The sequence below is a fragment of the Sphaerotilus sp. FB-3 genome (genome assembly GCF_023706025.1).
Taxonomy (GTDB): Bacteria; Pseudomonadota; Gammaproteobacteria; order Burkholderiales; family Burkholderiaceae_C; genus Sphaerotilus; species Sphaerotilus sulfidivorans.
The window spans coordinates 1-19,338 of sequence record NZ_BQWE01000006.1 but is presented as its reverse complement, the minus strand read 5'-3'; the positions used below and the strand labels follow the sequence as shown (position 1 = coordinate 19,338).

At 71.2% G+C, this 19,338-nt stretch carries 11 protein-coding genes; 6 read left to right on the top strand and 5 right to left on the bottom strand.

The window, feature by feature from the left end; genetic code table 11:
* Positions 1-6 precede the first annotated feature (6 nt).
* Both NFT33_RS01615 and coaBC read right to left on the bottom strand, forming a co-directional pair.
* Positions 7-2,757 (bottom strand): TonB-dependent receptor domain-containing protein, encoded by a 2,751-nt coding sequence (locus NFT33_RS01615; RefSeq protein ID WP_251672701.1) that lies wholly within the window; start codon positions 2,755-2,757, stop codon positions 7-9.
* Positions 2,758-2,868: 111 nt separating this feature from the next.
* Positions 2,869-4,146, bottom strand: coding sequence for a bifunctional phosphopantothenoylcysteine decarboxylase/phosphopantothenate--cysteine ligase CoaBC (gene coaBC / locus NFT33_RS01610; RefSeq protein ID WP_251672700.1), 1,278 nt, complete (start codon positions 4,144-4,146; stop codon positions 2,869-2,871).
* A gap of 92 nt (positions 4,147-4,238) precedes the next feature.
* Between coaBC and NFT33_RS01605 the strand changes: the two genes are divergently transcribed.
* Positions 4,239-6,560, top strand: coding sequence for a TonB-dependent receptor plug domain-containing protein (locus NFT33_RS01605; RefSeq protein WP_251672699.1), 2,322 nt, complete (start codon positions 4,239-4,241; stop codon positions 6,558-6,560).
* Positions 6,561-6,621: 61 nt separating this feature from the next.
* A complete protein-coding gene (locus NFT33_RS01600) occupies positions 6,622-7,695 on the top strand; it encodes an RNA methyltransferase (protein WP_251672698.1) in 1,074 nt (357 codons plus the stop codon).
* A 29-nt stretch (positions 7,696-7,724) separates the two neighbouring features.
* On the opposite strand, the gene NFT33_RS01595 is transcribed toward NFT33_RS01600, so the two are convergent.
* Positions 7,725-8,456, bottom strand: coding sequence for an IclR family transcriptional regulator (locus tag NFT33_RS01595; protein ID WP_251672697.1), 732 nt, complete (start codon positions 8,454-8,456; stop codon positions 7,725-7,727).
* 66 nt (positions 8,457-8,522) lie between these two features.
* On the opposite strand from NFT33_RS01595, the gene NFT33_RS01590 reads away from it, so the two are divergent.
* Together NFT33_RS01590 and NFT33_RS01585 are read left to right on the top strand one after the other, a co-directional pair.
* Positions 8,523-9,512, top strand: a complete 990-nt coding sequence (locus tag NFT33_RS01590) for a hydroxymethylglutaryl-CoA lyase (protein ID WP_251672696.1) — start codon at positions 8,523-8,525, stop codon at positions 9,510-9,512.
* A complete protein-coding gene (locus NFT33_RS01585) occupies positions 9,509-10,768 on the top strand; it encodes a CaiB/BaiF CoA transferase family protein (RefSeq protein ID WP_251672695.1) in 1,260 nt (419 codons plus the stop codon). Before NFT33_RS01590 ends, NFT33_RS01585 begins: the two co-directional genes overlap by 4 nt.
* Here NFT33_RS01585 and NFT33_RS01580 read toward each other — a convergent pair whose 3' ends face one another.
* Positions 10,769-12,202: a phenylacetate--CoA ligase family protein gene (locus NFT33_RS01580; protein WP_251672694.1), complete on the bottom strand. Its 1,434-nt coding sequence runs from the start codon at positions 12,200-12,202 to the stop codon at positions 10,769-10,771.
* A 159-nt stretch (positions 12,203-12,361) separates the two neighbouring features.
* Positions 12,362-16,648 carry a beta strand repeat-containing protein gene (locus NFT33_RS01575; RefSeq protein ID WP_251672693.1) on the bottom strand — a complete coding sequence of 1,429 codons (4,287 nt, stop codon included), beginning with the start codon at positions 16,646-16,648 and terminating at the stop codon, positions 12,362-12,364.
* A gap of 532 nt (positions 16,649-17,180) precedes the next feature.
* On the opposite strand from NFT33_RS01575, the gene NFT33_RS01570 reads away from it, so the two are divergent.
* Together NFT33_RS01570 and NFT33_RS01565 are read left to right on the top strand one after the other, a co-directional pair.
* Positions 17,181-17,489: a DUF485 domain-containing protein gene (locus tag NFT33_RS01570; protein WP_220784300.1), complete on the top strand. Its 309-nt coding sequence runs from the start codon at positions 17,181-17,183 to the stop codon at positions 17,487-17,489.
* Positions 17,486-19,300, top strand: a complete 1,815-nt coding sequence (locus NFT33_RS01565; RefSeq protein WP_251672692.1) for a cation acetate symporter — start codon at positions 17,486-17,488, stop codon at positions 19,298-19,300. Before NFT33_RS01570 ends, NFT33_RS01565 begins: the two co-directional genes overlap by 4 nt.
* Positions 19,301-19,338: the final 38 nt, after the last annotated feature.

Sequence of the window (19,338 nt, the reverse complement as noted above, 5' to 3'; positions counted from 1 at the left end):
CTCGGCTCAGAAGCGCCAGTCCAGTCCGAGCTGCAGCGTGCGGCCCTGGCCGCTGGCATAGCGCGGATCGAAGCCGATCATGTGCGCGCCGCTGGTGCGCAGCGTCAGCGGCGGATCGCGGTCGAGCAGGTTGAGCACCGACAGCGTCAGCGTCAGGTCGGCGCGCGGCTGCCAGCGGCTGGTCCAGTCCAGCGTCCAGTGCGAGGGCACCCGGCGCTCGACGGCCATGCAGCTCAGGCCGTCGGCGCTGGTGACCGCGCAGCCGGCCTCGGTCTGCACCATGTCCTGGTAGCCGCTGCGCCAGTTCACCCGCGCCTGATGCGACCAGCGGCCACGCTCGAGCGCCGCCGACAGCGCCACCACATGGCGGAAGGCCACCCGGTCGTCGAGGCCGAAGCGGCCCAGGCTGGAGGCCCATTCGCCATCGCTGCCCGGCACGGTGTAGCGCGAATGCAGCAGCCAGGTGCCTTCGATGCGGTGGGTGACACGCCCCCAGGGCGAGCCGTGGCGCAGGTGTGCCTGCCAGTCCAGGCCGCGCTGCTCGACCCGGCCGATGTTGACCGGCAGCTGCCGCAGCGCCAGCACGTCGGTGCCGGTGGCGGCGCTGGTCTTGCGGGTGTAGAGGCTGGCGTAGCGCACCGGGTCGTTGAGGATCAGCTGCTCGCTGATCTCCTGCACCGCATCGCGGATGCGCACCGACCACAGATCGGCGCCGAAGCCCAGATCGGCCGAGGGCTCCAGGCGCAGGCCGGCCGACCAGTGGCTGGAGCGCTCCGGTTTCAGGTCCGGGTTGCCGCCCTTGAGCAGGTCGATCTGGTTGCTGCCCGGCCAGCACAGCGCGGCATAGGGATGCGAGCCCAGGCCGTTGGCGGCGGTGAAGGGGCAGGCGTAGCTGCCGGCGGTCACGCCGTAGTCCTGCTCGGCGCGGGCGACCTGCAGCAGATCAGGCGCCCGGAAGCCGGTGCCGGCCGCGGCGCGCCACATCAGCCCGGCCGAGGGCTGCCAGCGCCAGCCGATGCGGCCGGTGGCCTCGCTGGCCGAGCGGCCGATGCTGCGGTCGGCCAGATGATCCTGCACCGGGCCGATGCGGTCGGCGCGCAGCGAGGCATCCAGGCGCATGTCGCGCCGCAGCGGCAGCGCCAGCTCGCCGTAGGCGCCGGCGCTGTCGCGGCTCAGGTCAGCGGCGGTCTGCGCGTCGCTCGACAGCAGCGCGCCGCTGCGGGCGGTGTCCGACAGCGTGCGGCTCCAGCCGCTGCGCCGCCACTCCGCGCCCAGACCGAGCTGGGCCGGGCCGCCCGGCAGCTCGAACAGCGTGGTCGATCCGCCGGTCTCCAGACCGGCCAGATGGGTGCGCGCGGTGTCGTAGCGGCCGCGCCAGCCCGAGGCCGACAGCGCCGCCAGACCGCCCGCGTCCTGGCTTGCGGCAAACGGGTCGAGCCGGCCGTCGGCCAGCGCCGCCTGGAAGGGTGCCGCCAGCAGCCAGCCGTCATGCAGGTTCTGGCGCTGCTCGTGCAGCGACAGCAGCGCGCGGGTGCGCAGCTGCCAGCCGCCGGCCTCGCCGTCGAGCCCGGCGCTGACATGCATGCGGCGGTTGCGGTAGTCGACCACCCGCGGCCCGGCGTCCTGCAGGCGCCAGCTCACCACGGTGCTGTCATGGCCGTCGATCTGCTCCTGGGTCAGCCACGGGGCCAGGCTGCGGGCGAAGGCGGCCGAGCCGGCCTCGAGCGAGACATCGGTCGGATACGGCGCCACCGTCGCACGGGTCAGGGTGTCGCGCCACAGCGCGGTGCCGCGCAGCGTCCAGCCGGCATCGAGCCGGCGCGCGCCGTCCAGCGTCAGGCCGGCGCTCTGGGTCTGCGGCGCCACATCCACCGTCGAGGCGTAGTCGTAGTAGCACAGCCCGCCGGCCTCGATGTGGCGGCTGCCGCAGCTGCCGCTGGCCTGCAGGCCCGGATTGATCCAGGCGGTGGCGGCCTCGCCGGCGGCGTCGGTGTAGCTGACGGTGGCGTTGGCCGGCACGGTGCGCATCGAGCCGTTGAAGAACAGCAGATCGCGCCCCTGCGCGTCGCGGAAGCGGATCAGGCCGGTCGAGGCGAAGGGGCGCTGCGAGGCACGGACCGCCTCGGTGCGCGCCAGCTCCAGCGTCCACGACAGCGTGCCGCCGTCGCGCAGCTCGTCGCCCAGGCCCTGCGACAGCGAGGCGCTCCAGCCACGCCCGCCCGCCTGCTGCGGCCGCAGCGCGCGCGCCGAGAGCGCCAGCGGCCGCTCGCCACGGCGCAGGATCAGGTTGACCACGCCGCCGATCGCGTCGGCACCGTACAGCGCCGAGGCGCCGTCGCCCAGGATCTCGATGCGCTCGAGCGCGGCCAGCGGCAGCGTGCCCAGATCGACCACCGAGCCGGAATCGGCCGGCGCCAGGCGCTGGCCGTCGAGCAGCACCAGCGTGTAGCGCGCGCCCAGGCCGTGAATGGAAGCCGCGGTCACGCCGTTGCCGTCATTGCCGACGCTCTCCGACAGCGCCAGCATGCCCTGCATCTGCGGCAGCCGCTCGAGCAGCTCGGCCACGGTGCTGGCGCCGGAGCGCTCGATCTCGGCGCGCTGCAGGGTGCGCAGCGGCGCACTGCCCTCGCCCACGCTGCGCAGCATCCGGCTGCCGGTCACCTCGACCCGGGAAAGCTCGAGGGCTTCGGCGGCAGCAGCGGCCACCGGCAGCAGCGCCAGTGCGGCGGTGGCCGCCAGCCTGGTGTTCTTCTTCATTTCAGTCCGTCAATGATGTTGTCGATCGGAAACCCAACTCGACAAATCTTAACGTACCGTTAATTAACTATATGTCAAGGTCTTGTTATTTTTCACTTCGTTGCGGATACATCACGCTCCGAGATGAAGCCGCCGCGCGATCTCCGCCACCAGCGCACGCGCCAGCGTCTGCTTGTCGCAGGCGCGGCCGTCCTCGGGCAGCGGGCGGCTGTGCTCGGCATCGACCAGCAGCAGCGCGTTGTCGTCGCGGCCGAAGGTGGCCGGGCCCAGGTTGCCGACGATCAGCGGAATGTTCTTTCTCTGAAGCTTTTCGCGCGCGTGCTGCTCGAGCTTCTCGCTCTCGGCGGCAAAGCCGACGCAGAACGGGCGCTGGTCCTCGGGCAGGCGCGCCACCGCGGCCAGGATGTCGGGGTTCTCGGCCAGCTCGAAGCTCGGGGCGACCTTCTTGCCGTCCTTCTTGATCTTGTGCTCCGACAGCGAGGCCGGGCGCCAGTCGGCCACCGCGGCGGTGGCGACGAAGAGATCGTGCAGCGGCGCGCGCGGCATCACCGCGTCGAGCATCTGCTGCGCCGAGCGCACATCGATGCGGGTCACCCCGCGCGGCGTGTCCAGGTGCACCGGGCCGGCCACCAGCGTCACGTCGGCGCCGGCCTCGCGGGCGGCGCGTGCGATCGCGAAGCCCATCTTGCCGCTGGACAGATTGGTGATGCCGCGCACCGGGTCGATCGCCTCGAAGGTCGGGCCGGCGGTGATCAGCAGGCGCCGACCGGCCAGCGGTTTCGGCGACAGCGCCGCCACCAGTTCCTCGACGATCGCCTCGGGCTCGATCATGCGGCCGTCGCCGATCTCGCCGCAGGCCTGCGCGCCGGCGTCGACGCCCAGCACCAGCGCGCCGTCGGCGGCGATCTGGCGCAGGTTGCGCTGCGTGGCCGGGTGCGCCCACATCTCGCGGTTCATCGCGGGTGCCACGATCAGCGGCACCGGACGCGCGTCCGCCGCACCGCTGGCCAGCGGACGCGCCAGGCAGGTCAGGCTGAGCAGGTCGTCGGCGCGGCCCTGCGCCAGACGGGCGATGAAATCGGCGCTGGCCGGCGCCACCAGCACCGCGTCGGCGCCGCGGGTCAGGTTGATGTGCGGCATGCCGTTGGGCTCGCGGGCGTCCCAGGTGTCCAGCGCGACCGGATGGCCGGAGAGCGCCTGCATCGTCTCGGCGGTCATGAAATGCAGCGCGCCGGCGGTCATCGCGACCCGCACCTCGGCGCCGGCCTTGACCAGCAGGCGCGCGAGCTCCGCGCTCTTGTAGCAGGCGATGCCGCCGCTCAGGCCGAGCACGATGCGGCGGCCGGCGAGATCGGCCCGGGGGCCCGGGGCGGACGGAGCGAGGGTCATGAGCGTGGATTCGGTCATGGGCCGCGAGTCTATACGGGCGAGCAACGCGGCAGACAATGAACGCCGTGTCCGAAAAATCTACCCCTCCACGTATGAACACTCCGAAGAAGGTCACCAGGAACGCTCGAACGACCGCCCGGACGAAGGCCCCAGGCCAGCGAGGCGCGCGCCTGCTGCTGCCGCTGGCCTCGGTCGCCGCGCTGGCCGCCGCGCAGGTCCAGGCGCAGGAGAACAGCGCGCCGGCCGCACCGGTGCCGCCGCCGCAGGCCACGCTGGAGCGGGTCGAGATCCGTGCCAGCCGGCCCGACGAAAGCCGCGAGCGCCGCCAGGCCACCGCCGCCAGGACCGTCATCGGCCGCGAGGAGCTGGAACGCCAGGGCGACGCCACCGTGACCGAGGTGCTCAAGCGCCAGCCCGGCGTGACGCTCGACGGCCGCCCCGGGCGCGGCGGCAATCCGCGCCTGCGCGGCCTGGGCAGCGGCTACACCCAGATCCTGATCAACGGCGAGCGCATGCCGATGGGCATGAGCCTGGACGCGCTCACCCCGGGCCAGGTCGAGCGCATCGAGATCACCCGCGGCCCGACCGCCGAGACCGGCGCGCAGGCGGTGGCCGGCACCATCAACATCGTGCTGCGCGAGGATGTGCGCCAGCGCCTGAACGATCTGCACCTGAGCCTGGGCCGCGACGACGGGCAATGGCAGCCGGGCCTGAGCTGGACCCGCGCCGAGCAGATCGAGGATCTGTCCTACAACCTCTCGGTGCATCTGCGCGAGAGCCGCAGCGATGACGGCAGCCTGCTGCGCACCGTCGAGACCACGCAGGCCGACGGCCAGCTCGCGCGCGACCAGGACCGGGTGGACGACAGCCGCTCGCGGCGCCGCTCGCTGCATGCCGGCGGGCGGGTGCAGTGGCGGCTGGGCGCGGGCGAGAGCTTCGCGCTGATGCCCTTCTTGCTGCGCTCCGAGAGCGTCAGCGAAGGCAGCCGCACGCTGCTCACCCGCGCCGGCAGCGCCGACTACGCCCAGGCGGCCACCTCCGGCGAGAGCGGCTTCTCGCTGGCGCGGCTCAACGCGCAGTGGCAGACCCGGCTGGAGGGCGGCCTGCGGCTGGAGCTGCGCGCCGGCGCCACCGGCTCGCGCTCGGACGGCAGCAGCCGGCGCACCGAGGCCGATGCCGCCGGCAGCCCGCTGCGCCGCATCGACGAGGAGCGCGACGGCCGCGACCGCTGGCTGAGCACCGGCGGCAAGGCCAGCCGGCCGCTGGTGGAAGGCCGCCATCTGCTCGCGCTGGGCTGGGAGCTGGAGAGCGGTCGCCGCGACGAGAGCCGCAGCACGCTGCAGACCGAAGCCGACGGCAGCACCCGCGTGCTCGACGGCGACTTCGGCGACGCGCTGCAGTCGCGCAGCCGCCGCACCTCGCTGTGGATCCAGGACGAATGGACGCCCACGCCGCAGTGGTCCGTCCAGGCCGGCCTGCGCCATGAGCGCATCGACACCCGCGGCAGCACCGGCACCGCCGGCCAGGCCGAGGGGGTCAACCGCAGCCGGGTCACCGCGCCGATGCTGCATGCGGTCTACCGGCTGGAGGAAGGCGGCCGCAGCCTGATCCGCGCCGGCCTGACCCGCAGCTACAAGGCGCCGACGCTGGCGCAGATGATCGCCCGCAGCACCCGCGCCAGTGGCAGCAATCTGGAGATCAACCCCGACCGCGGCGGCAACCCGGCGCTGCGCCCGGAGCTGGCCACCGGCCTGGACCTGGCCTGGGAGCAGCATCTGGCGCAGGGCGGCGTGTTCAGCGTCGGCGTCTTCGAGCGCCGCATCGACGATCTGATCCGCAGCCAGGTCACGCTGGAGAACACCGGCGACGAGGCGCTGCGCTGGGTCTCGCGGCCGCAGAACATCGGCCGCGCACGCTCGCGCGGGCTGGAGCTGGAGGCCAAGGCCCGCGCCGCCGAGCTGGCCGCCCTGCTCGGCCCGCGCGCCGAAAACGCCCCGCCCTTGCCCGCCGTCGACCTGCGCGCCAACCTCAGCGTCTACCGCTCGCGGGTGGAATCGCTCTCCGGCCCCGACAACCGCCTCGACAGCCAGCCCGGCTGGAGCGCCGGCGCCGGCGCCGACTGGCGGGTGCGCGGCACGCCGCTGACGCTGGGCGGCAGCATCAGCTTCACGCCCGGCTACGCGGTGCAGCTCGACGCCAACCGCAGCGCCACCGTCGACACCCGCCAGGTCATCGACGCCTACGCGCTGTGGACCTTCGCGCCGGACCTGAAGCTGCGCGTCTCCGCCAGCAACCTCGCCGCCCGCGACAGCGTCTCGACCACCACGGTGAACGGCGCCACCACCCGCCAGACCGCGACCACCTGGGGCCGCAGCAGCACGGCGTGGGCGGTGAGGCTGGAGATGAAGCTGTGAGGATCGCCGACAATCATGCCCCTGCCGCGGCCCGCCCGCAGCCTGCCTGACCCGACGACCCATGCGCCTCCCCGACCTCACCTCCCGACTGCACGCCCTGGGCGCCGGACCGTCCCATGTGCAGCGCGTGCTGCGCCACTGGGCGCAGGCCCACCCACATGACCGGGGCGCCCATGCGCCCGAGCATTTCTATCCGAAGCCGCTGCTCGAAGCGCTGCCCGCGCTGCGCGAGGAGCTGGCCGGGCTGGCGCGGCTGCAGGCCAGCCATCCCGGCGAGGACGGCTCGGCGCGGCTGCTGGTGCGGCTGGGCGACGGGCAGATGGTCGAGAGCGTGCTGCTGCCGGCGGGCCCCAAGGGCGGGGGCATGTGCGTGTCCACCCAGGTGGGCTGCGCGGTGGGCTGCCGCTTCTGCATGACCGGCCAGGGCGGCCTGGTGCGCCAGCTCGGCAGTGCCGAGATCGTCGCGCAGGTGGCTCTGGCGCGGCAGCAGCGCCCGGGCCTGAAGGGCGTGCGCCGCGTGGTCTTCATGGGCATGGGCGAGCCGGCGCACAACCTCGACGAGGTGATGGACGCCATCGAGCTGCTCGGCACCGCCGGCAACATCGGCCACAAGGAACTGGTGTTCTCGACCGTCGGCGACCTGCGGGTGTTCGAGCGCCTGCCGCAGGGGCGCGTGAAGCCGGCGCTGGCGCTGTCGCTGCACACCACGCGGCCCGCGCTGCGTGCCGAGCTGCTGCCGCGCGCACCGGCCCTGGCCCCGGCCGAGCTGGTGCGCCTGGCCGAGGACTACGCGCGCGCCACCCAGTACCCGATCCAGTACCAGTGGACGCTGCTCGAGGGCGTCAACGACAGCGACGACGAACTCGAAGGCATCGCCGAGCTGCTGGCGGGCAAGTACGCGATGATGAACCTGATCCCGTTCAACAGCGTCGAGGGCAGCGGCTTCCGCCGCCCGAGCTGGGAGCGCGCCGCCGAGATGGCGCGCTGGCTCAACCAGCGCGGCGTGCTCACCCGCCTGCGCCGCTCCGCTGGCCAGGACGTGGACGCCGGCTGCGGCCAGCTGCGCGCCCGCGCCGAGCGCCCGCAGCACCCCGCGCGCCGGGTGATCAAGGTGCGGCCGGCCGTGGCAGGCTGAGGCCGGCCCTGCACGCCCACCTCCCAAGCTCAGCCCGCGCCCAGCGCCGCGCTCAAGCGCGCGGCCGTCTCGCGCAGCGCGCCGACCAGCTCGGGCCGCATGCGCGGCTCGGGCACCGTCAGCGTCAGCGCCCCCACCAGCACCGGCGCGGCGCCGGCCGCGCCGCCTGAGCGCCACACCGGCGCCGAGATGCCGGTGAGCCCGGCCACCCGGTCGCCGGTGCGCAGCAGATGGCCCTCCCGGCGGATCTGCTCGTGCAGCGCGCCGGGTTCGCCGGCAAAGGCCAGCAGCACCCGGCCGCCGGCGCCGCGCTCCAGCGGCAGCAGGTCGCCGGCGCGCACATGGTCGCGCAGCAGATGCGGCGAATCCACCCGCAGCAGGCACAGCCGCTGCGCGCCGGAGCGCACATGCAGCGCCACGCTCTCCTGGGTCGCGGCCACCAGCGCGCGCATCAGCGGCAGCGCCACCGCCTCCAGCGGAAAGGCCGCCGCGCGCACCTGCGCCAGCCGGTCGATCTCCGGCCCCGGCGACCAGCCGCCCGTCTCGTCGCGCACCAGCAGCCCGGCATGCGCCAGCGAGTTCAGCAGCCGCAGCGCGGTGCTCTTGTGCAGCCGGGTGCGCTCGGCCAGCTCGGTCACGCCCAGCGCGCGGTCGCCGGGCCGGAAGGCCGACAGCAGGCTGAGCGCGCGGTCGACCGCCGCGGTACCGCCGGGCGCGGCGCCCTCGTCGGCGACCGACGGATTCGTGGACTTGCGGGGCATCGGCTATGATCCTGATCGTTCATTGAAACGCTTGTTTCATTCTACAGAACAACCCAAGGATTCCCGATGCCCTTGCCGTCATCCCCTGCGTCCCCGGCCGCTCCGGCGGTGCTGATCAGCGAGGTCGGCCCGCGCGACGGCCTGCAGAGCGTCGCCGCGGTGATGCCGACCGCCGCCAAGCTGGCCTGGATCGACGCGCTGCACGCCGCCGGGGTGCGCGAGATCGAGGTCGGCTCCTTCGTGCCAGCCTCGCGCCTGCCGCAGATGGCCGACGTGGCCGAGGTGGTGCGCCATGCGGTGACGCGCCCCGGCTGGACGGTGATGGCGCTGGTGCCCAATCTGCGCGGCGCCGAGGCGGCGCTGGCCGCCGGCGCCCACAAGCTGACGCTGCCGCTGTCGGCCAGCGAGGCGCATTCGCAGGCCAACGTGCGCCGCAGCCGCGCGCAGATGCTCGAGGAGCTGCGCGCCATCGCCCGGCTGCGCGACCGCGTCGCGCCCGGCGTGACGCTGGAGGTCGGCATGTCGACCGCCTTCGGCTGCACGCTGCAGGGCCCGGTGGCCGAGGACGAGGTGGTGCGGCTGGCCGCCGCCGCGGTCGAGGCCGGCGCCGACGAGGTCGGCCTGTCCGACACCACCGGCATGGCCGACCCGGCGCAGGTGCGCCGGCGCTTCCGCCAGGTCCATGCGGCGATCGGCCGGCACCTGGGCGCCGCGCATCTGCACAACACCCGCGGCCTGGGCCTGGCCAATGTGCTGGCGGCGCTGGACGCGGGCGTGCGCACCTTCGACAGCTCGCAGGGCGGGCTGGGCGGCTGCCCCTACGCGCCGGGCGCCTCGGGCAATGTGGTCACCGAAGACCTGGTCTTCATGCTCGAGGCCATGGGCCTGGACACCGGCATCGACCTGGAGCGGCTGATGGCTGCGCGCGAGGTGCTGCGCGCCGGCCTGCCGGGCGAGCCGCTGCACGGCATGACGCCCGAGGCCGGGCTGCCGCCGGGCTTCGTCTACGCCGACGGCCGCCGGCCGGCCGCCGCCACCGCACCGGAGGCCGCATGAGCGCCGCCCCCACCCCGGACACAGGCCACGACGACGCGCTGCCGCTGGCCGGCGTGCGGGTCATCGAGTTCACCCACATGGTGATGGGCCCGAGCTGCGGCATGGTGCTGGCCGACCTGGGCGCCGAGGTGATCAAGGTCGAGCCGCTGGCCGGCGACAACACCCGCCGGCTGCTGGGCTCGGGCGCGGGCTTCTTCGGCATGTTCAACCGCAACAAGAAGAGCATCGCGCTCGACATCAAGAGCGCGCGCGGCCGCGAGATCGTGCTGCGGCTGGCCGCCGGCGCCGATGTCTTCAGCGAGAACTTCAAGAGCGGCACGATGGAGCGGCTCGGCCTGGGCTTCGAGGTGCTGGAGCGGCTCAACCCGCGGCTGATCCATGTCTCGCACAAGGGCTTCCTGCCCGGCCCCTACGAGCACCGCACAGCGCTCGACGAGGTGGTGCAGATGATGGGCGGCCTGGCCTACATGACCGGCCCGCCGGGGCGGCCGCTGCGCGCGGGCAGCTCGGTCAACGACATCATGGGCGGGCTGTTCGGCGCCATCGGCGTGCTGGCGGCGCTGGCCCAGCGCGAGCGCACCGGCCGCGGCCGCCAGGTGCAGAGTGCGCTGTTCGAGAACAACGTGCTGCTGATGGCGCAGCACATGATGCAGTTCGCGGTGACCGGCCGCCCGGCCGCGCCGATGCCCGCGCGCATCAGCGCCTGGGGGCTGTACGACGTGTTCGAGGTCCGGGGCGGCGAGCAGATCTTCCTGGCCGCGGTCAGCGACACCCAGTGGACGCTGCTGTGCGAGGCCTTCGACTGGCGCGACCTGAAGGACGACGCCCGCCTGATGACGAACAACGACCGGGTGCGCGCCCGCGAGTGGCTGCTGCCGCTGCTGCGCGAGCGCTTCGGCGGCTTCGACGCAGCCGAGCTGTCGGCGCGCTTCGAGCGCATCGGCCTGCCCTACGCGCCGATCGTGCGCCCGCACGAGCTCTTCGATGATCCGCACCTGGCGGCCACCGGCGGCCTGGCGCCGGTCACGCTGCCGGCCGACGCCAGCGGCGCCGGCCAGCCGGTGGAGACGCGCCTGCCGCTGCTGCCGCTCGCGCTCGACGGCCAGCGCCTGCCGCTGCGCCACGCGCCGCCCTCGATCGGCGAGCACGGGCCGGCGCTGCTGCGCGAGCTGGGCTACGGCGAGGACGAGATCGCGCGGCTGCACGCCGACGGCATCGTCGGCGGGCCCGGCGATGGAATTCCGGACTCGGCCTGATCAGTCCGCCATCACGATGACCTGGCGCAGCTTGCCGCTGGCCGGGTCGACACTGGGCGGCGCGGCATCGACGCTGAGCTTGATCTCGGGCAGGCCCTGGCGGCGCAGATAGTCGCGCAGCACCGCCAGCGCGCGCTCGCGCAGGCGCGCCGGATCGCTGCTCAGGCTGTCGTCGAGCCGCAGCGACAGCGCGTCCGGCGACGTCTGCAGCAGCTGGAAGCGGTGCAGGTCGGCGCCCTCCTCCAGCACGGTGGTCACCGCCAGCGGCGACAGCCGCACCTCGGCCGAGCGCGCGTCGCGCAGCCGCAGCGTGTCGTCGCCGCGGCCCTCGATGGTGAAGGACGGCCGGTGGTTGCCGCAGGGGCAGTCGTCCGGATGCATCGTGACGCTGTCGCCCAGGCGGTAGCGGATCAGCGGCTGCACCCGGTTGGCCAGGTTGGTCAGCAGCACCGCCTTCGACGGCGTGCCGGGTTCAACCGGCCGGTCATCGGCGTCGACCGGCTCCATCACGACCCAGTCGTCGTTCAGGTGCATGCGACCGTGCGGGCATTCGAAGGCGATGCTCAGGCACTCGGAGGCGCCGTAGTCGTTGATGACCGGCGCGCCGAAGACCGACTCGATCCAGTCGCGGGTGCTCGCCGGCAGGCCCTCGCCGCCAGCCCACAGCGCCAGGGGCGTGAGCCGCAGCCGCCCCGCCTGCTGCTGGCGCGCCAGCTCGGCCAGCATGCTGGGGTAGCTGGCCAGGAAGGCGGGCCGCCATTCCTGCAGGCCGGCGCAGATCTCCTCGATCGGCTGCGTCACCGAGAAGGCGCGCGAGGCGCTGCCGGAGACCGGATTGAAGCGGCACTGCCGGCGCCAGAACGAGACGCTGGCGTAATGGCCGTCGAGCGCGGCCACCAGCGCGCTGCGCGGCTGCAGCCCCCACGGGCCGAAGGCGCCGCTGGCGGCCATCGGCCACCAGCGCTGGGTCGCGAAGCGGCGGTCCATGCGGCTCTCGAGCATCGCGGTGTAGACCGCCAGCGCGCCGCTGTCCTGGACGAAGATGCCCGGCTCGCCGCTGGTGCCGGAGCTGGTCCAGATCGCGTAGCGACGCAGGAAGTCCTCGCCGATGCGCGAGCGGTCGGCCAGGAAGTCCTCGACGCCGGCGCGGGTGATCGCCGGATCGGTGACCCACTGGTCGAAGTTCGCCATCAGCGTGGTCTTGTCGACCGGCGGCAGATCCTGCCAGGCCGGCATCAGCGCGCCGGGATGGCGGCCGTGATGGCGCCGGTAGAACTGGCTGCGCGCATGGGCATGCTCGAGCAGGTCGCGCTGGCGCCGGCGCACCAGATCGGCGGAGGCGGCCGGTGCCCGGTTCGCCATGCCCAGCCAGCCGGCCGGGGACCAGGACTGCATCCAGTCCACCCAGGGTTCGTCATGCACGAGTGCTGCCATGTGCTTGTCTCCTTCTCTCCCGAGGGGGTTTGCGGCCAGCGCGCGAAGAGCGGTCAGATGCCGCCTGCGGCCGGTCCTTGCGTCCGTTTGTCACGGACATCTTGGACCGCCCGGCGAACATCTGCCTGACATGCATCACTCAGGACATGGTTTTTACATTCAGGAAGACCAGGTACCTGCAATCACCGGCTGCAGTGCCGTCTGATAGTCGGCCGGCAGCGTGGTCGTGCCGATCGAGGGCATGGCGAAGGCCGACATCGCCTCGATCAGCGTGTCGACCTGCGCGGCCTGCAGCGTGCGGCCATCGGCGGTGCGGAAGACCTCGATGCGCGCGGCCGGATCGGTGTCCCAGTCCATCAGGTAGATGCGGTTCCAGGTGCCCAGGATCGTGACCTCGACGAAGCCGTCCAGGCGCTGGAACCAGAGCTGCTCGGCGCTGATGCCGGCATCGAACTCGACCACATCCTGGTTGCCCGCGGTGTCGTCCCAGTCCCAGATCACGTCCAGGCTGGTGTCGCGGCCGATGCGATAGACATCGTTGCCTGCCCCGCCGGCCAGCGAATCGGCGCCGCCGCTGCCCAGGAGGGTGTCGTTGCCGGACGAGCCCAGCACCAGGTCGGTCCCGCCACCGGCGTCGATCAGCAGCCCGCCCAGCACCGTCGTGCCGCTCAGATCGATGATGTCGTCGGAACTGGTGCCCAGCAGCCGGGCCTGCCCCGCAACCCCCCGCACATCCAGGATCTCGATGCCGCCGGCCGACAGGTCGCGCACGCCGATGTCCATGCTGCCGGCGCTGATCGCGACGATGCGATCGGTGCCGTCCAGGCCGGTGTCCGCCCAGGTGTCCCAGCCCATGAACTCGGTGCTGCCGTAGACACCGCCGGTGATGCGGTAGGTGTCGCTGCCCTCGCCACCGTCGAGCAGATCGTCGCCCGCACCGGCCACGATGGTGTCGTCGCCGGCGCTGCCGAAGACGGTGTCATGGCCCCGGTTCGCATCGATGACCAGATTGGCGCCGGTCAGCGTCGTGCTGCGGAAGTCGAACAGGTTGTTGCCGGTGTCGCCCAGCAGCCGGACGGTGCCGGCGGCCCCGCTGGCATCGATCTGCTCGATGCCGGTGTCGACCCAGGAGCGCAGGCCGATGTCGACCGGCCCGCTGCCCAGCGCCACGATGCGATCGGTGCCGCCGGCGCCGCTGTCCTTGAAGGTGTCGTAGCCATGGAAGCCGGACCAGCCCCCCGCCTCGTTGCCGCTGATCTGGAAGGTATCGCCGCCCTCGCCGCCGTCGAGCAGGTCGTCCGCTGCGCCACCGACGATCGTGTCCGCGCCCGCGCTGCCCAAGACGGTGTCATTGCCGTGTCCGGCGTCGATCACCAGGTTCGTGCCCAGCACCGTCACCCCGCGCAGATCGATCAGGTTGGCGTCGCCGGTGTCGAGCAGCCGCACCGTGCCGGTCGCGCCCCGGGCGTCGATCTCCTCGATGCCGGTGGCCGAGAAGCCCCGCACGCCGATGTCGACGTTGCCGGTGCCCAGCGCCACGATGCGGTCGAGGCCCTCGGTGCCGCTGTCCTTGAAGGTGTCATAGCCGTGGAAGCCGGTGGCGAGGTTGCCCGTCACGCGATAGGTGTCCCCGCCACCCGCGCCGTCGACCACATCCTCGCCGTTGTGGCTGACCAGGGTGTCGGCCGCCGCGCTGCCGAAAATCGTGTCGTTGCCGTTGCCGCCGTCGATCACCACGTTCGTGCCGGTGATCGTGATGCCGCGCAGGTCGATCACGCTGGCTGTGCTGTCTCCCAGGATGCGCACCGTGCCCGTCGCCCCGCTGCCGTCGATCACCTCGATGCCGGAGGCCGCGGCATTGAACGCACCGGCCAGGCCGATGTCGACAGGGCCGGTGCCGGTGGCCACGATGCGGTCGGTGCCGCTGGTGCCGCTGTCCTTGAAGGTGTCGTAGCCGTGGAAGCCAGTCGTGGTGTTGCCCGTCACCCGGTAGGTGTCCCCGCCACCCGCGCCGTCGACCACATCCTCGCCGTTGTGGCTGACCAGGGTGTCGGCCGCCGCGCTGCCGAAGATCGTGTCGTTGCCGTTGCCGCCGTCGATCACCACGTTCGTGCCGACGATCGTGATGCCACGCAGGTCCAACACGTTGGCACTGCTCTCGCCCAGGATGCGCACCGTGCCGGTCGCGCCGCTGCCGTCGATCACTTCGATACCCGACAGCGCCGCGCTGAAGTTGCCCGCCACACCGATGTCGACATGGCCGGCGCCCAGCGCCACGATGCGGTCGACGCCGGTCGTGCCGCTGTCGCGCCAGGTGTCGTGGTTGTGGAAGCTCGACCAGCCGCCGGCCTCGTTGCCGGTGACGCGGTAGGTGTCGCCGCCCTCGCCGCCGTCGATCCAGTCGTTGCCGCCGGCGCCGACGATCGTGTCCGCGCCCGCGCTGCCGAAGATCGTGTCGTTGCCGAAGTTCGCGTCGATCACCACGTTCGTGCCGACCACGCTCACCCCGCGCAGGTCGATCAGGTTGGCCGCGTCGGTGTCGAGCAGCCGCACCGTGCCGGTCGCGCCACGGCCATCGATCTGCTCGATGCCGCTGGCCGAGAAGCCGCGCACGCCGATGTCGACGTTGCCGGTGCCGATGGCCTCGATGCGATCGACACCGCTGGTGCCGGTGTCCTTGTAGGTGTCGTAGCCCTGGAAGCCGGTCGTGGTGTTGCCGCTCACCCGCCAGGTGTCGCCGTCGCCCGCGCCGTCGAGCACGTCGTCGCCGCTGCCCGCCACGATGAGGTCGGCCGCGGCGCTGCCGAAGACGGTGTCATTGCCACTGCCGGTGTCGATCACCAGGTTCGTGCCCAGCACCGTCACGCCGCGCAGGTCGATCAGGTTGGCGTCGCCGGTGTCGAGCAGCCGCACCGTGCCGGTCGCACCCCGGGTGTCGATCTCCTCGATGCCGGTGGCCGAGAAGCCCCGCACGCCGATGTCGACGTTGCCGGTGCCCACCGCCACGATGCGGTCGATGCCCTCGGTGCCGCTGTCCTTGAAGGTGTCATAGCCGTGGAAGCCGGTGGTGAGGTTGCCCGTAACCCGGAACGTGTCACCGCCACCCGCACCGTCGACCACATCCTCGCCGTTGTGGCTGACGAGGGTGTCGGCCGCGGCGCTGCCGAAGATCGTGTCGTTGCCGTTGCCGCCGTCGATCACCACGTTCGTGCCGGTGAGCGTGATGCCGCGCAGGTCGATCACGCTGGCTGTGCTGTCTCCCAGGATGCGCACCGTGCCCGTCGCCCCGCTGCCGTCGATCACCTCGATGCCGGAGGCCGCGGCGCTGAAGTTGCCCTTCAGGCCGATGTCGACGTTGCCGGTGCCGGTGCCGGTGGCTGCGATGCGATCAACACCGCTGGTGCCGGTGTCCTTGTAGGTGTCGTGGCCCTGGAAACCGCTGGTGGTGTTGCCGCTCACCCGCCAGGTGTCGCCGTCGCCCGCACCGTCGAGCACGTCGTCGCCGCTGCCCGCCACGATGAGGTCGGCCGCCGCGCTGCCGAAGACGGTGTCGTTGCCGCTGCCGGTGTCGATCACCAGGTTCGTGCCCAGCACCGTCACACCGCGCAGGTCAATCAGGTTGGCATCGCCGGTGTCGAGCAGCCGCACCGTGCCGGTCGCGCCCCGGGTGTCGATCTCCTCGATGCCGGTGGCCGAGAAGCCCCGCACGCCGATGTCGACGTTGCCGGTGCCCAGCGCCACGATGCGGTCGATGCCCTCGGTCCCAGTGTCCTTGTAGGTGTCGTAGCCCTGGAAGCCAGTCGTGGTGTTGCCCGTCACACGGTAGGTGTCGCCACCGCCTGTGCCGTCGAGAAGATCGTCTCCAGCACCACCGACCATCGTCTCGGCCGCCGCGCTGCCAAAGATCGTGTCGTTGCCGTTGCCGCCGTCGATCACCAGGTTCGTGCCGGTGATCGTCACGCCGCGCAGGTCGATCAGGCTGGCTGCGCTGGTGTCGAGCAGCCTCACCGTGCCGGTCGCGCCCCGGGCGTCGATCTCCTCGATGCCGGTGGCCGCAAAGCCCTTGATGCCGATGTCGACGTCGCCGGTGCCCAGCACCACGATGCGGTCGATGCCGTCGGTGCCGCTGTCCTTGTAGGTGTCGTGGCCGTGAAAACCGGTCGTGCTGTTGCCGCTGACCCGGTAGGTGTCACCGTCCTGGCCACCGTCGAGCAGATCGTCGCCCAGCTCGCCGACCAGCAGATCGGCACCGGCGCCGCCCAGCAGGGTGTCGTTGCCCCAGCCGCCCCAGATCGTGTCTTCCCCGCCACCCCCGGCCAGGGAATCGGCACTGCCGTAGCCGAACACTTCATCGGCGCCATCACCACCCGTCAGGGTGTCTGCTGATTCCTTGCCGGAAATCACCGTGACGACACCCGACAAACTCGAGATCTTGAATCCGCTCATGAGGGTTAACCCTGTTATCGATCCTGTCACCGACCGAGAATTTCCCGTCCTCGGTCACCCCGCAGGCGATGCCGGCACCCATGCTGGCGCGCGAGCATCGCCCTGAAATGGAAAAACAGTCTCTTTTAGCGGAGCAAGATGTCCGTGGACAGCCCAAGGATCCGGGTCAGCCTCAAGGGGGCGATCGCATACCCCATGATGTGTGCAAAAAGCACGGTCCGACAGCGTCGCACCACCACGCCAGCGTGGTGACGCCGCGACTTCCTCGACGCTGGCACGGCTTGTCAGAAGTAGGTCAGATACCACACACAAATCGGCACCAGTAAGCACCAATTTCAGTAAGAAAAATGTCAGGAACTACGCGTCACCATCAACCCAAAAACCATTGATCCCCATCAATAATTAGTAAAAACCCTAGCACCCATTAAACCAGCCAGCAAGATCAATATCAACAAACGGTCAGTATTTGGTCAGTATCGCTTCCTAGACTGAAATCCGGATATTCAACAACCATTCCAATCCGGAGCACCAAATGTCAGATCCTGTGGTCGCCCGCATCAGGGCAAACCCGAAGTATGCGGAACTGAAAAGCAAGCGCAGCAGCTTCGGCTGGTGGCTGACGCTGCTGATGATGATCGTGTACTACGGCTACATCTCGCTGATCGCCTTCAACAAGGAGTTCCTTGGCCAGCGCATGGGCGAAGGCGTGACCACGCTGGGCGTGCCGATCGGCATGGGCGTGATCATCTTCACCATCGTGATCACCGGCATCTATGTGCGCCGGGCCAACGACGAGTTCGATCGTCTGACCAAGGAAATCATGCAGGAGGTCTCCAAGTGAGCCGCACGCTGAAGACTCTCCTCGCGCTGGCGGGCACCCTCGGTGCCGGCGCCGCGCTGGCAGCCGGTGCCGACATGGGCACCGCCGCCAAGCAGGCGACCAACTGGACCGCCATCGCGATGTTCGCCCTGTTCGTGGCGGGCACGCTCTACATCACCAAGTGGGCAGCGGCCAAGACCAAGTCGGCCGCCGACTTCTACACCGGCGGCGGCGGCATCACCGGCTTCCAGAACGGCCTGGCGATCGCGGGCGACTACATGTCGGCCGCCTCCTTCCTGGGCATTTCCGCCGCGGTGATGGCCAGCGGCTACGACGGCCTGATCTTCTCGATCGGCTTCCTGGTCGGCTGGCCGGTCATCACCTTCCTGATGGCCGAGCGGCTGCGCAACCTCGGCAAGTTCACCTTCGCCGACGTGGCCGGCTACCGCTTCCAGCAGACTCCGATCCGCGCCTTCGCGGCCTCGGGCACGCTGGTGGTGGTCGCGTTCTACCTGATCGCGCAGATGGTGGGCGCCGGCCAGCTGATCAAGCTGCTGTTCGGCCTCGACTACTGGCTGGCGGTGGTCATCGTCGGCGCGCTGATGATGGTCTACGTGCTGTTCGGCGGCATGACCGCCACCACCTGGGTGCAGATCATCAAGGCGGTGCTGCTGCTGTCGGGCGTGACCTTCATGGCCTTCATGGTGATGGCGCAGTTCGGCTTCTCGCCGGAGGCGCTCTTCGCCAAGGGCGTCGAGGTCAAGGCCACGATCGCTGCCAACGCCAAGACCGCTGCAGTGGCTGCCGCTGCGGCCAGCGCCGCGGTCGCGCAGACGCCGGAAGCGGTGGCTGCCGCTGCCGCTGCCGCGTCGAAGGCCGAGGCGATGGACCCGGCCAAGATCGGCCAGGCGCTGATGGCCCCGGGCGGCTTCGTGAAGGATCCGATCTCGGCGATCAGCTTCGGCATGGCGCTGATGTTCGGCACCGCCGGCCTGCCGCACATCCTGATGCGCTTCTTCACCGTCCCGGACGCGAAGGAAGCCCGCAAGTCGGTGTTCTGGGCCACCACCTGGATCGGCTACTTCTACATCCTGATCTTCATCATCGGCTTCGGCGCGATCACCCTGGTGCTGACCAACCCCGAGTTCGCCGACACCGCCAAGGGTGTCATCAAGGGCGGCGCGGGCACGGCCAACATGGCGGCGGTGCTGGTGGCCAAGTCGGTCGGTGGCGACGTGTTCTACGGCTTCATCTCGGCGGTGGCCTTCGCGACCATCCTGGCGGTGGTGGCCGGTCTGACGCTGTCGGGCGCCTCGGCGGTGTCGCATGACATCTACGCCACGCTGATCAAGAAGGGCAAGGCCGACAGCGCTGCCGAGCTGAAGGTCTCGCGCATCACCACGCTGTCGCTGGGCCTGCTGGCGGTCGTGCTGGGCATCGCCTTCGAGAAGCAGAACATCGCGTTCATGGTCTCGCTGGCCTTCGCGATCGCCGCCTCGGCCAACTTCCCCGTGCTCTTCATGAGCGTGCTGTGGAAGGACTGCACCACCAAGGGCGCCGTGATCGGCGGCTTCCTGGGCCTGATCAGCTCGGTCGGCCTGACCGTGGTGTCGCCCTCGGTGTGGGAAGTCACGCTGGGCAATCCGAAGGGCTCGGCCTGGTTCCAGTACAGCTCGCCCGCGCTGTTCTCGATGACCATCGCCTTCGTCGGCATCTGGATCTTCTCGCTGATGGACCGCAGCGCCCAGGCGCAGAAGGAGCGCGCCGACTTCGAAGCCCAGCAGGTCCGCTCGGAAACCGGCCTGGGTGCCGCCGGCGCCTCGGGTCACTGATCGCCTTGCACTGACCGCCCGGAGGTCCGCGGACCTCC

Bases quoted from the DNA above. Each gene is read 5' to 3' on its own strand.
- NFT33_RS01615 (WP_251672701.1), bottom strand. From the start codon at position 2,757: ATGAAGAAGAACACCAGGCTGGCGGCCACCGCCGCACTGGCGCTGCTG.
- coaBC (WP_251672700.1), bottom strand. From the start codon at position 4,146: ATGACCCTCGCTCCGTCCGCCCCGGGCCCCCGGGCCGATCTCGCCGGC.
- NFT33_RS01605 (WP_251672699.1), top strand. From the start codon at position 4,239: ATGAACACTCCGAAGAAGGTCACCAGGAACGCTCGAACGACCGCCCGG.
- NFT33_RS01600 (WP_251672698.1), top strand. From the start codon at position 6,622: ATGCGCCTCCCCGACCTCACCTCCCGACTGCACGCCCTGGGCGCCGGA.
- NFT33_RS01595 (WP_251672697.1), bottom strand. From the start codon at position 8,456: ATGCCCCGCAAGTCCACGAATCCGTCGGTCGCCGACGAGGGCGCCGCG.
- NFT33_RS01590 (WP_251672696.1), top strand. From the start codon at position 8,523: ATGCCCTTGCCGTCATCCCCTGCGTCCCCGGCCGCTCCGGCGGTGCTG.
- NFT33_RS01585 (WP_251672695.1), top strand. From the start codon at position 9,509: ATGAGCGCCGCCCCCACCCCGGACACAGGCCACGACGACGCGCTGCCG.
- NFT33_RS01580 (WP_251672694.1), bottom strand. From the start codon at position 12,202: ATGGCAGCACTCGTGCATGACGAACCCTGGGTGGACTGGATGCAGTCC.
- NFT33_RS01575 (WP_251672693.1), bottom strand. From the start codon at position 16,648: ATGAGCGGATTCAAGATCTCGAGTTTGTCGGGTGTCGTCACGGTGATT.
- NFT33_RS01570 (WP_220784300.1), top strand. From the start codon at position 17,181: ATGTCAGATCCTGTGGTCGCCCGCATCAGGGCAAACCCGAAGTATGCG.